This window comes from Rossellomorea aquimaris (genome assembly GCF_000935355.1).
Taxonomy (GTDB): Bacteria; Bacillota; Bacilli; order Bacillales; family Bacillaceae_B; genus Rossellomorea; species Rossellomorea aquimaris_B.
The window spans coordinates 782,186-794,983 of record NZ_JXZC01000001.1 but is presented as its reverse complement, the minus strand read 5'-3'; the positions used below and the strand labels follow the sequence as shown (position 1 = coordinate 794,983).

The window sequence follows — 12,798 nt, the reverse complement described above, 5'->3', positions numbered from 1 at the left end:
GTTTGCATAAAAATGTTGATTATGGTATATTTTTATTGGAAATACTAAAGATAGCTCTAAAGGTAGAAGAGTGGGGTCGCACCCCACTCTTTCGTTATTACATGGAGATTTTTTGAACTATCATTTCTAGTCTTGGTGCAAGATTTTCATATAGACCAGGAGGTAAGTATGAGCAAAATAACAACACTCGTAGAAGAACTTGTTACACCTATCTTAGATGACATGTCACTAGAACTCATCGACATGGAATATGTGAAAGAAGGATCCAATTGGTTTCTTCGAGTATTCATCGACAAAGATTCAGGTGTCGACATTGAAGAATGCGGAATAGTAAGTGAAAGACTTAGTGAAAAGTTAGATGAAATTGACCCAATTCCTCATAATTACTTTTTAGAAGTTTCTTCACCGGGGGCTGAACGTCCTTTAAAGAAAGAAAAGGACTTTGAGAAAGCCATCGGCAAAAACGTTTATGTGAAAACATATGAGCCGTTGAACGGTGAAAAGGCCTTCGAAGGCACACTTCTTTCCTATACTTCAGACCAATTAGCATTAGAAGTAACCATTAAGACTCGAAAAAAGAAGGTTGAAATTCCAACAGATAAGATAGCTGTCGCACGATTAGCTGTTACATTTTCATAGGAACGAACCGCACTATAAAGGGGGATGAAACCACCATGAGCACTCAGTTATTAGATGCTCTTACTGTTTTAGAGAAAGAGAAAGGCATTGCAAGAGATGTCATCATTGAAGCAATTGAAGCTGCACTTGTGTCAGCTTACAAACGAAATTTTAACCAAGCACAAAATGTCCGTGTAGACCTAAATCTTGAAACGGGTACGATGAGAGTTTTTGCTCGTAAAGAAGTTGTAGACGAAGTATTTGATTCCCGCCTTGAGATTTCTGTTGAAGACGCCGGGGAAATCAACCCCAGCTACGAGGTGGGAGACGTTGTTGAGTTGGAAGTTACACCTAAGGACTTTGGCCGTATCGCTGCGCAAACGGCTAAACAGGTTGTTACCCAACGAGTAAGAGAAGCTGAAAGAGGAATTATATATTCCGAATTTGTGGATCGCGAAGAAGATATCATGACAGGTATCGTTCAACGACAGGACAATCGCTTTATTTATGTGGCGCTAGGGAAGATTGAAGCGCTCTTACCAGTGAGCGAGCAGATGCCAAATGAAACATATAAACCTCATGATCGCATCAAAGTGTTTATCACAAAGGTTGAAAAGACTACAAAAGGTCCTCAAATCTTTGTTTCACGGACACACCCCGGATTACTGAAACGTTTGTTTGAAATCGAAGTTCCCGAAATCTTTGATGGAACGGTAGAAATCAAATCTGTTGCACGTGAAGCCGGAGATCGTTCTAAAATCTCTGTTCATGCAGAAAATTCAGAGGTGGATCCTGTTGGTGCTTGTGTAGGAACCAAGGGTGCACGTGTACAGGCAATTGTAAACGAATTAAAAGGTGAAAAAATTGACATTGTTCAATGGTCTGAGGATCCTGTAACATTCGTAGCCAATGCATTAAGTCCATCGAAAGTGCTGGATGTACAGGTGAATGAAGATGATAAAGCGACAAGGGTAGTTGTACCGGATTATCAGCTTTCACTTGCAATCGGTAAACGTGGTCAAAATGCTCGCCTTGCAGCTAAATTGACAAACTGGAAGATTGATATCAAGAGTGAAACAGACGCTCGTGAACTGGGATTGTATCCTCGAGAAGAGTCATTCCTTCCTCAAGATGAAGAGGAAGAATATGATAACGAGCCTTTAAATATTGATTTCGACAATCAAGATTAAGAGGTGAGTCAGATGAGTGTGAATAGGAAGATCCCATTGCGCAAATGTGTGGCAACGGGTGAGATGAAACCGAAGAAAGAAATGATCCGGATTGTCCGCTCGAAAGAAGGGGAGGTTTCCATCGATCCTACCGGTAAGAAATCAGGACGGGGAGCTTATCTTTCAAAGGATAAAGACGTCATTTTACAAGCTAAAAAGAAAAATACTTTAGCCAATCAATTACAAGCGAAAATAGATGAATCTCTATACGATGAATTGATTAGCCTTGTGGAGAAGGAGTAACGTTTAGCGTATGAATCAAAATCGTTGGATGTCACTTTTAGGATTGGCGAATCGGGCACGTAAGATTATTTCAGGTGAAGAGCTTGTTATTAAAGAAGTTCGTAGTGGACGAGCAAAACTTGTCATTCTTTCCAAAGATGCTTCTGCTAATACGCACAAGAAAATCACGGACAAATGTAAATCTTACAATGTCAAGGTTAGTTTGGTGGATAGCAGAAATGATTTAGGTCAGGCCATTGGAAAAGAAGCCAGGGTAGTGGTGGCTATTATGGATGCAGGCTTTGCCGGGAAATTATCCGAACTGCTCGATGAATCTCAGTGGGGGTGAACATATGAGCAAGATGCGTGTTTATGAATATGCAAAAAAATACAATGTTTCAAGCAAAGATGTTATCGGAAAATTAAAGCAACTGAATATTGAGGTATCAAACCATATGGCAACTATAGAAGACGACGCAGTAACGAAATTAGACGCGATGTATAAAGGTGATTCAAAAGGTCAAGGGAATAAAGCTGCCCAAAAAGATCCCAATGCATCGAAGTCAGAAGAAGCTCCTAACAAGGAAAAAGTAAAATCAGCACCGAAAAGTCGTGAAGGAAAAAAACACGAACAACAGCACCAATCAAAGGAGAAGAAGGTCTTCAATAATAATAATAACAACAACAAAAACAAAAATAATAGACAAAATAAGCAAAATAAAAATTTCAAACAGGCTCCACAGCAACAGCAGCCTGCCAAGAAAAAAGAGCTTCCTTCAAAAATCACTTTCTCAGAGTCATTAACGGTTTCAGAGCTTGCGAAAAAGCTTCACAAAGAGCCATCTGAAATCATTAAAAAGCTATTCATGCTTGGGGTGATGGCAACAATCAACCAAGAGTTGGATAAAGACTCGATTGAGCTGATTGCAGGAGAATATGGAGTGGAAGTAGAAGAAGAGATCAAAGTTGATGCTACTGATCTTGAAGTATACTTCACAGAAGATACCGAAGAGCAAGTAGAAGAGCGTCCTTCCGTTGTGACAATCATGGGTCACGTTGACCATGGTAAAACGACTCTGCTTGATTCTATCCGTAACACAAAAGTAACGGCAGGAGAAGCTGGAGGAATCACTCAGCATATCGGTGCTTATCAAGTAGAAGTAGATGGAAAGAAAATCACATTCCTTGATACTCCTGGACATGCTGCGTTCACAACGATGCGTGCCCGCGGTGCTCAAGTAACGGATATTGCGATCATCGTCGTAGCCGCTGATGATGGTGTCATGCCTCAAACAGTCGAGGCAATCAACCATGCGAAAGCTGCTGAAGTTCCAATTATCATAGCCGTTAATAAAATGGATAAGGAAGCTGCAAATCCAGATCGTGTAATGCAAGAATTAACGGAATATGAACTGGTTCCTGAAGCGTGGGGTGGAGACACAATCTTCGTACCGCTATCTGCATTATCTGGTGAAGGTATCGATAATTTACTTGAAATGATCGTCCTTGTAAGTGAAGTGGAAGAGCTAAAAGCGAATCCAAATCGCCTTGCACAAGGTACAGTGATTGAAGCACAATTAGACAAAGGTCGAGGATCTGTTGCGACTTTACTTGTTCAAAACGGTACTTTAAAAGTTGGAGATCCTATCGTTGTAGGAAACACGTTTGGTCGTGTACGTGCAATGGTCAATGATCTTGGCCGCCGTGTGAAAGAAGCAGGTCCATCTGCCCCTGTTGAAATCACAGGTTTAAATGATGTTCCTCAAGCAGGAGATCGTTTCGTTGTATTTGAAGACGAGAAGACGGCTCGTTCGGTTGGTGAAGCCCGTGCATCTCAAGCATTACAAGCACAGCGCGGAGAAAAGTCTAAAGTAAGCCTTGAAAACCTGTTTGAACAAATGAAACAAGGAGAAATGAAGGACCTTAACCTTGTTCTTAAAGCGGACGTTCAGGGATCAGTTGAAGCTCTTGCAGCTTCATTGCTGAAAATTGAAGTTGAAGGTGTAAATATTCGAATCATCCATACAGGTGTTGGAGCGATTAACGAATCAGATATTACACTTGCAGCAGCTTCCAATGCCATTGTGATAGGTTTTAATGTACGCCCGGATGTAAATGCTAAACGTACTGCTGAGGCAGAAGGCGTTGAAATTCGATTACACCGCATTATCTATAAGGTGATGGAGGAAATTGAAGCTGCTATGCAAGGGATGCTGGATCCAGAATTCGAAGAAAAAATCATTGGTCAGGCAGAAGTCCGTCAAACATTTAAAGTGTCTAAAGTTGGTACGATTGCGGGAAGCTATGTAACAGAAGGTAAAATTTCTCGCGATAGCGGTGTTCGTCTGATCCGTGATGGAATTGTTATCTTTGAAGGTGAACTCGATGCCCTTAAACGCTTTAAGGATGATGCGAAAGACGTAGCCAAAGGTTACGAATGTGGTATTACGATTAAGAACTTTAACGATGTGAAAGAAGGCGACGTTATCGAAGCCTTCATCATGGAGGAAATTACACGTAAATGATCACGTATGTTGAATGTGAGTGTATGATTTATGATTCTCACTCTTTAAAAGAAAAGCGGGCGGTCCTGCAGAGGGTCTTGTCACGACTTAAACAAAAATTCAATGTATCTGTCTCTGAAATCGGACATCAGGATGTATGGCAACGAACAAAGATTGCCATCGTCACCGTCGCTTCTTCTAAAGGGGCGAGTGAAAGAGAAATAGAGCATGCATTGAAATTTATAGATTCTTTCCCGGAGTGGGAAAGACTGGAAACGCGAGTTGAGTCATTGTAATTAGCTGCTTATATTTCAACATATACCCATAACGATATAAGAGGTGATATTGATGAGCCATCGTGCGAATCGTGTTGGCGAGCAAATGAAAAAAGAGCTCAGCGATATTATCGGACGAAAAATAAAGGATCCACGTATTGGCTTTGTAACGGTTACAGATGTACAGGTAACTGGGGATTTACAACAGGCAAAAGTGTATATTACCGTTCTGGGTGGAGAAGACCAAAGAGAAAACACTCTTAAAGGTCTGGCGAAGGCAAAAGGGTTCATCCGTTCTGAAGTAGGACAGCGAATCCGTCTCCGCAAAACACCTGAAATTATTTTTGAGTTTGATGAATCGATTGATTATGGTAATCATATTGAATCTTTATTAAGAAAAGTTCAAGATGAACCAGAAGAGTCTAAAGATACAGAAGAGTAACTAGAAAGGGCTGATCCGGACGGAAGTACAATTCCAAATGGATCGGTCCTTTTGTTTTCTATTTGTTGAAATGCAGAATGAACATTAGTGGAGGTAGTAAGATGAATGGAATCCTGCCCTTATGGAAGCCCCGCGGCATGACGTCCCATGATTGTGTATTTAAATTAAGGAAGCTCCTTAGAACGAAGAAGGTTGGCCATACTGGTACCCTGGATCCGGAAGTTTCTGGTGTACTGCCAATTTGTATTGGAAGGGCGACGAAGATAGCCGAGTACATTACAGCATCGGGTAAAACCTACGAAGGGGAGGTCACTCTCGGTTTTTCGACTACGACGGAAGATGCCTGGGGTGAGCTCGTGGAAGAAAAGAAGGTGGACCGGACGATTACAAGAGCAGAGGTTGAGGAGATACTCCGAAGTTTGACAGGCGATATTGTTCAAACGCCTCCAATGTTTTCGGCGGTCAAGGTAAATGGCAAACGGTTATATGAATATGCAAGGCTTGGGATTGAAGTAGAAAGACCATCAAGAACTGTTCATATCCATAAGCTTCACTTGCTGGAGGAGTGGAATGAGTTAGACATTGATGATCCATCTTTTTCTTTTGAAGTGGCTTGTGGCAAAGGGACCTATGTGAGGACACTTGCAGTTGAAATTGGAAATAGACTTGGATATCCGGCTCATATGTCCGCCCTTACCCGTACGCAATCAGCTAGTTTTAGAAAAGAGGACTGTTTTACCTTAGAAGATGTAAAAGAGTTTGTTGAGAATGAAAATACAAAGGGACTTCTTCTTCCGTTGGAAATGGGACTTTCTCATTTGCCGAAAATGGCAATTAGTGATACATTAGCAGAGAAAGTGAAGAACGGAGCACGCTTAGAAGAGCCTGAAGATTGGCCAGAAAGCAAAGAAGTAGTGATGGAGTACCAAGGCAAGGTCATTGCCATCTATCATCGTCATCCGGACAAACCTGGGATTATCAAGCCTGTTAAGGTGCTTTTCAACGACTAGTGAAAAAGGTGAAATACTGTGAAAGTAATAACTGTACATCATCCCCATTCTAATAGTAAGAATGATTTTCCTCCCCTTGTATTGGCTCTTGGATACTTCGATGGAGTACATAGAGGACATCAAAGGGTGATCACGACAGCAGTAAAAAAAGCAAAGGAACTCAATGTCAGTAGTGCGGTCATGACATTTGATCCCCATCCTTCAGTTGTATTGGGCCATAAACACAAACATATACACTACATAACCCCTCTCGAAGATAAGAAAGAAATCATAGAGGAGCTGGGAGTAGATTATTTATTTATTGTTCGTTTTACATCTGAATTTGCAAGTCTGATTCCACAGGACTTTGTCGATCAATATATTATCGGACTCAATGTACTGCATGTAGTAGCAGGATTCGATTACTCATATGGGAGGTTGGGAAAAGGGACGATGGAAACCCTTCCATTCCATTCAAGGGATAAGTTTACATCCACTACAGTCTCGAAATTGACAGACGAGGATTTGAAAGTAAGTTCAACTTTCATAAGAGGAAGCCTTGAAGAAGGGGACGTAAAGAAGGTTCATCAGCTCCTGGGAAGACCGTTTAAAATGAAAGGGACAGTCATTCACGGGGATAAGAGAGGCAGGAAAATCGGCTTCCCTACTGCCAATATTGAATTAGCCGACGACTATCTGACTCCTAAAGTGGGAGTGTATGCTGTTAAAATCAAAATTCATGATAAATGGTTTGATGGTGTATGTAATATTGGATACAAGCCCACTTTTAAGAATCCTGATGAATATTCCCTTTCGATTGAAGTTCATATTTTTGATTTTCATTCTTCAATATATGGCGAAGAAGTCTATATTGAATGGTATGAGAGAATTAGAGATGAACAGAAGTTTTCCGGGATAGAGGAATTAATCTCGCAAATTCAAAAAGATAAAGACAAAGCGATTCACTACTTTTCGGAAATTTGAGGATTATACTTGATTTTTGCTGAAAAGAGTAGTATTCTAAATAGCGTATGAAATGAACCTTTGCTTGGCATCACGATTCACCAACGGCTGCTCAGTAACAGGGGATTTGAAAGAAATTATTAGGAGGTGAAAAGGATGGCTATCACTAAAGAGCGTAAAAACGAACTTATCAGTGAATACAAAGTACATGAGAACGATACTGGATCTCCAGAAGTTCAAATTGCTGTCCTAACTGAAGAAATTAACAACCTGAACGATCACTTACGCGTTCACAAGAAAGACCACCACTCTCGTCGCGGTCTTCTAAAAATGGTAGGTCACCGTCGTAATCTATTATCTTACCTACGTAAGAAAGATGTACAACGCTACCGTGAGTTAATTAACAAATTAGGTTTACGTCGATAAACAGACAAAGGAAGCGGGATTATGTCCCGCTTTTTCTTTAGTTTTGATAAGTGGAAATCATTGTATGATGAACCACAAATTTTTCATCATTATCACCTGAAAAAGTATTCAATTTCATGGTTTTTGTCAACAATACATAATATGAACAGAATATTGGACTAAACGTCTCTGACTTTGTGTAGAAAGCGCACCTGCATTTACATAGACATTTATGTAATCCACTTTTACGAATATAACGGCACCATCGTGCATGATATAGATTAATAATAACGAGATTTATACGGGTAAGGTACATCCGAAACCCTTTAAGTGATGTATAAAGAGAGGGGTACACTTTATGGAACAAACTAAACAAACCTTTTCCATTGATTGGGCAGGAAGAGAATTAACGGTCGAAGTAGGCCAATTTGCCAAACAAGCCAATGGAGCGGTAATGGTACGCTACGGAGATACTGCGGTATTAAGTAGTGCAACAGCTTCAAAAGAGCCAAAACCACTGGATTTCTTCCCGCTGACGGTTAATTATGAAGAAAGATTATACGCAGTGGGTAAAATTCCAGGAGGATTCATTAAACGTGAGGGACGTCCAAGTGAAAAGGCGATCCTGGCAAGTCGATTGATCGACCGTCCTATACGTCCATTGTTCGCTGATGGATTCCGTAACGAAGTACAAGTAATCAGTATAGTGATGAGCGTAGACCAAAACTGTTCATCTGAAATGGCAGCTATGTTTGGATCTTCACTGGCACTATCTGTTTCTGATATCCCATTCGAGGGTCCGATTGCCGGTGTCATAGTTGGTCTGATTGATGGAGAATTCATCATTAACCCTTCAGTAGAGCAACTTGAAAAGAGTGAGATTCATTTATCTGTAGCCGGTACAAAAGATGCCATCAACATGGTTGAAGCGGGTGCGGATGAAGTACCGGAAGAGACAATGCTTGAGGCAATCATGTTTGGTCATGAAGAAATTAAGCGTTTAGTTGCTTTCCAAGAGGAAATCGTCGCTAAAGTCGGTAAAGAAAAATCTGAAATCCAACTTGTGGAATTAGATCAAGACATTGAAGCAGAGGTTCGTTCATTATGTGAAAGTGAACTGATCCCGGCTATTCAAGTTCAAGAAAAACATGCTCGTGAAGAAGCAATCAAAGCAGTAAAGAATAAAGTAATGGCTGTTTATGAAGAAGAAAAGGAAGCCGATGAAGCTACCCTGAAGCAAGTGAAGAAAGTGTTGGATAAGCTTGTGAAAAATGAAGTCCGCCGCTTGATTACTGAAGATAAGGTCCGTCCTGATGGCCGTAAAGTTGACGAAATTCGTCCACTTTCTTCAGAGGTTGGATTACTGCCTAGAACACATGGTTCAGGACTTTTCACACGTGGACAAACTCAAGCACTAAGCATTTGTACATTAGGGGCTCTGGGAGATGTTCAGGTTCTTGATGGTTTAGGGATTGAAGAATCAAAACGATTCATGCACCATTATAATTTCCCTCAATTCAGTGTAGGGGAAACAGGACCGATCAGAGGACCGGGCCGTCGTGAAATTGGACATGGAGCACTGGGAGAAAAAGCTCTGGATCCAATTATTCCGAACGAAAAAGACTTCCCTTATACAATCCGTCTTGTATCGGAAGTACTTGAATCAAATGGTTCAACTTCTCAAGCAAGCATTTGTGCAAGTACCCTCGCAATGATGGATGCCGGTGTTCCTATTAAAGCGCCTGTGGCCGGGATTGCAATGGGTCTGATCAAGTCAGGTGAAAACTACTCCATCCTGACAGACATTCAAGGAATGGAAGATCACCTTGGTGATATGGACTTTAAAGTAGCCGGGACTTCTAAGGGTGTAACCGCTCTTCAAATGGATATCAAAATCGAAGGTCTATCCCGGGAGATTCTTGAGGAAGCACTTCAACAAGCTAAAAAGGGAAGAATGCAGATTCTTGATAGCATGTTAGCAACAATCGGTGAAGCAAGAACGAGCCTGTCCCAATACGCTCCGAAAATCCTGACGATGCATATTAATCCTGATAAGATCCGTGATGTCATTGGACCAAGTGGAAAACAAATCAATAAAATCATCGACGAAACAGGCGTTAAGATTGATATTGAGCAGGACGGAACGATCTTCATCTCATCTACTGATGAAGAGATGAACAAAGTGGCCAAGAAAACAATCGAAGATATCGTAAGAGAAGTTGAAGCTGGACAAATGTACCTTGGTAAAGTAAAACGAATTGAAAAATTTGGTGCATTTGTAGAAATCTTCAGTGGTAAAGATGGACTTGTCCACATTTCTGAAATTGCAGAAGAGCGTATTCGCAAAGTTGAAGATGTGGTAGCCATCGGTGATGAGATCCTTGTTAAGGTTCTGGATATCGATAACCAGGGTAGAGTCAACTTATCAAGAAAAGCCGTTCTTAAAGAACAGCGTGAAAAGGAAGAACAAAACCAAGCATAATCTTTTGAGATTGGCAGGCTGTCCTGTAAGGAGCAAACTCTCCTCCGGGACGGCTTTTTTTATCTGAAGAGTTGGCCATAAACGCTCTATGTTCTACGAAGTCCACTTACTTCATATGTTTTTATGAGAAGGAAGGTGGACAGGTATGGAAAAAAAATACTTGATTGGAATTAGTCTAATTGCTATTCTGACTTTAGTAGTTGTTGAAAACCCGTTATCAGATCAGTATGTGACAGGACTAAAACAAGAATCACTAGAAGTAAATGGAGTCAGCGAACCCAATGATCTAACTCGTAAAATAAAAGAAGAAGCAAAATTGAGAGAAATCCCAGCTCAAGATGCTGTAATAGATACAGTTTGGAAAGCTACACCAGGCTACAATGGTTTAAAAGTGGATGTAGAAGCGTCCCTTCAAAATATGAAAAAAGAAAAATCATTTGATGAAGATAAACTGATCTACAAACAGATCTCTCCTGAAAAGCATTTACCGGATTTGCCCGCTTCTCCTGTATACAGAGGCAATCCGGAAAAACCAATGGTTTCCTTTATCATAAATGTGGCATGGGGAAATGAGTACATTCCAGATATGCTTGCAACTTTGAAAAAGCATCAAGTGTATGCTACCTTCTTTTTAGAGGGGAGATGGGTTAAAAATAACCCTGACTTAGCAAAGATGATTGTTGATGCAGGACATGAAGTAGGTAATCATTCATATTCCCACCCTGATATGAAAACTTTAGAGTCATCCAAAGTTAGGGAAGAGTTGAAGAGGACAAATGAGATCATTGAGGTCACTACTGGTGAAAAAGTGAAGTGGTTTGCTCCGCCTAGCGGAAGCTATCGTGATGAAGTTGTTAATATTGCAGACGAGATGCACATGAGGACAATTATGTGGAGCGTGGATACCATTGATTGGCAAAAACCACAGCCTCATGTATTAGTGGAACGTGTTATGGGTAAGGTGCATAAGGGAGCAATTGTTCTCATGCACCCTACAGCTTCTACAGCCAATTCATTGAATTCGTTAATCCTTCAAATAAAAGAAAAAGATTTGAGACTGGGTACGATTTCAAGTCTTGTTAAAGAAGAACGAATCGTAGAAGACGTCGATAATTCATCTCGGGCAAGGAAATAGTAAGAAGAAGCAGTAACTTTTGCATCATGAATAGGAGGAAGTTTTTTGATAAAGAAATATACTTGCCAAAATGGACTGCGAATCGTGCTGGAAGAAATCCCGCATGTTCGCTCAGTAGCGATAGGGGTCTGGATCGCAACAGGCTCACGAAATGAAACGGAACAAAACAATGGTATTTCCCATTTCCTGGAGCATATGTTTTTCAAAGGGACTAAGACCAAAACAGCACGTGAAATTGCAGAGTCCTTCGATAGCATTGGCGGTCAAGTAAATGCATTTACTTCAAAGGAATACACCTGCTACTATGCAAAAGTATTGGACAATCATGCAGATTATGCATTACATACACTTTCTGACATGTTCTTTCATTCTACCTATGTAGAAGAGGAATTGAATAAGGAAAAGAATGTAGTGTATGAAGAGATTAAAATGTATGAGGATACGCCAGACGATATCGTTCATGACCTGCTCAGCAAGGCAATCTATGAAGAGCATCCCCTTGGCTATCCGATTTTGGGAACGGAAGAAACACTGAACTCATTCAATCAAGCTAAATTAAAAGAATATATGCATGACATGTATACTCCAGAGCAAGTAGTGGTATCTGTAGCAGGAAATGTAGATGAAACGTTTATCAAAGAAGTAGAGAAGCTATTTGGATCCTATGAAGGTGGTAAAGGGCCTGAGGACCGTGTTAAGCCTGCCTTTCACAACAATAAGCTTGCCCGCAAAAAAGATACAGAACAAGCTCATTTATGCTTGGGGTTTGACGGGCTGCAAATCGGGCATCCAGACATCTATAACCTGATCGTATTAAACAACGTATTAGGTGGCAGTATGTCATCCCGTCTGTTTCAGGAGGTTCGAGAGCAAAGAGGACTTGCTTACTCCGTATTTTCTTATCACTCCGCTTATGAAGATAGTGGAATGGTAACCATCTATGGTGGGACGGGGGCAAATCAGTTAGATCAATTATTCGATACAATCGACAGCACCTTGCAAGCCTTGAAAGCTGACGGTATAACCTCCAAAGAATTACTAAACAGCAAAGAACAATTAAAGGGTAACCTTATGCTCAGTTTAGAAAGCACCAATAGCCGGATGAGTCGTAACGGTAAAAATGAGCTATTACTAAAAAGACACCGGACGCTTGATGAAATTGTCGAAGAAATCGACGGAGTTACGATGGATAAAGTAAATCAGTTGGCCCTGGACATCTTTAAAGATGATTATGCAATATCCCTCATCAGTCCGGACGGGAATCTTCCTCAAAATATGAGAAAATAATAGGAAAAGCAGACTGCTCAAACAGTCTGCTTTTTTTCAAGGCTCTTTTCGTAAAGATTGTTGCTATTAACATAACGGTCTGCTTGAGCTCTGCCAATCAGCATGTGCTGGATGGTGAGGGGAACCTCTCCACTTGCAGCTGGCGTTCGACCGAGCCTCCTCAGCTTAGCCGAACGGGGTCTCGGCACGCCCGAAATCCGCCGGAGTCTACGCAGTTCCTCTCACCATCTTTAATAGTTTTATTGTG

Annotated in this window: 13 protein-coding genes; all 13 read left to right on the top strand. The window is 40.9% G+C overall.

Features of this window, described 5'->3' with window-relative positions:
* Positions 1-168 precede the first annotated feature (168 nt).
* Positions 169-639 carry a ribosome maturation factor RimP gene (rimP, locus tag TV75_RS04010; protein WP_044337367.1) on the top strand — a complete coding sequence of 157 codons (471 nt, stop codon included), beginning with the start codon at positions 169-171 and terminating at the stop codon, positions 637-639.
* Positions 640-674: 35 nt separating this feature from the next.
* Positions 675-1,808 (top strand): transcription termination factor NusA, encoded by a 1,134-nt coding sequence (gene nusA / locus TV75_RS04005; protein ID WP_044337366.1) that lies wholly within the window; start codon positions 675-677, stop codon positions 1,806-1,808.
* A gap of 12 nt (positions 1,809-1,820) precedes the next feature.
* Positions 1,821-2,090, top strand: a complete 270-nt coding sequence (gene rnpM, locus TV75_RS04000; RefSeq protein WP_044337365.1) for an RNase P modulator RnpM — start codon at positions 1,821-1,823, stop codon at positions 2,088-2,090.
* Positions 2,091-2,100: 10 nt separating this feature from the next.
* A complete protein-coding gene (locus TV75_RS03995; protein ID WP_044337364.1) occupies positions 2,101-2,418 on the top strand; it encodes a YlxQ family RNA-binding protein in 318 nt (105 codons plus the stop codon).
* Between the two features lie 4 nt (positions 2,419-2,422).
* A complete protein-coding gene (gene infB / locus TV75_RS03990; RefSeq protein ID WP_044337363.1) occupies positions 2,423-4,594 on the top strand; it encodes a translation initiation factor IF-2 in 2,172 nt (723 codons plus the stop codon).
* Entirely contained in the window at positions 4,591-4,869 is a 279-nt protein-coding gene (locus TV75_RS03985; protein WP_044337362.1) for a DUF503 domain-containing protein, read from the top strand. Before infB ends, TV75_RS03985 begins: the two co-directional genes overlap by 4 nt.
* 52 nt (positions 4,870-4,921) lie before the next feature.
* On the top strand, positions 4,922-5,290 hold the full coding sequence (gene rbfA, locus TV75_RS03980) for a 30S ribosome-binding factor RbfA (RefSeq protein WP_044337361.1): 369 nt from the start codon (positions 4,922-4,924) through the stop codon (positions 5,288-5,290).
* Positions 5,291-5,391: 101 nt separating this feature from the next.
* Positions 5,392-6,300 (top strand): tRNA pseudouridine(55) synthase TruB, encoded by a 909-nt coding sequence (gene truB, locus TV75_RS03975; protein WP_044337360.1) that lies wholly within the window; start codon positions 5,392-5,394, stop codon positions 6,298-6,300.
* Between the two features lie 18 nt (positions 6,301-6,318).
* Entirely contained in the window at positions 6,319-7,263 is a 945-nt protein-coding gene (ribF, locus tag TV75_RS03970; protein ID WP_044337359.1) for a bifunctional riboflavin kinase/FAD synthetase, read from the top strand.
* Between the two features lie 135 nt (positions 7,264-7,398).
* Positions 7,399-7,668 carry a 30S ribosomal protein S15 gene (gene rpsO / locus TV75_RS03965; protein WP_034760125.1) on the top strand — a complete coding sequence of 90 codons (270 nt, stop codon included), beginning with the start codon at positions 7,399-7,401 and terminating at the stop codon, positions 7,666-7,668.
* A 337-nt stretch (positions 7,669-8,005) separates the two neighbouring features.
* On the top strand, positions 8,006-10,129 hold the full coding sequence (pnp, locus tag TV75_RS03960; protein WP_044337358.1) for a polyribonucleotide nucleotidyltransferase: 2,124 nt from the start codon (positions 8,006-8,008) through the stop codon (positions 10,127-10,129).
* A gap of 145 nt (positions 10,130-10,274) precedes the next feature.
* Positions 10,275-11,264: a polysaccharide deacetylase family protein gene (locus TV75_RS03955; protein WP_044337357.1), complete on the top strand. Its 990-nt coding sequence runs from the start codon at positions 10,275-10,277 to the stop codon at positions 11,262-11,264.
* 45 nt (positions 11,265-11,309) lie between these two features.
* Positions 11,310-12,551: a M16 family metallopeptidase gene (locus TV75_RS03950; RefSeq protein ID WP_044337356.1), complete on the top strand. Its 1,242-nt coding sequence runs from the start codon at positions 11,310-11,312 to the stop codon at positions 12,549-12,551.
* The last annotated feature ends 247 nt before the right edge of the window (positions 12,552-12,798 follow it).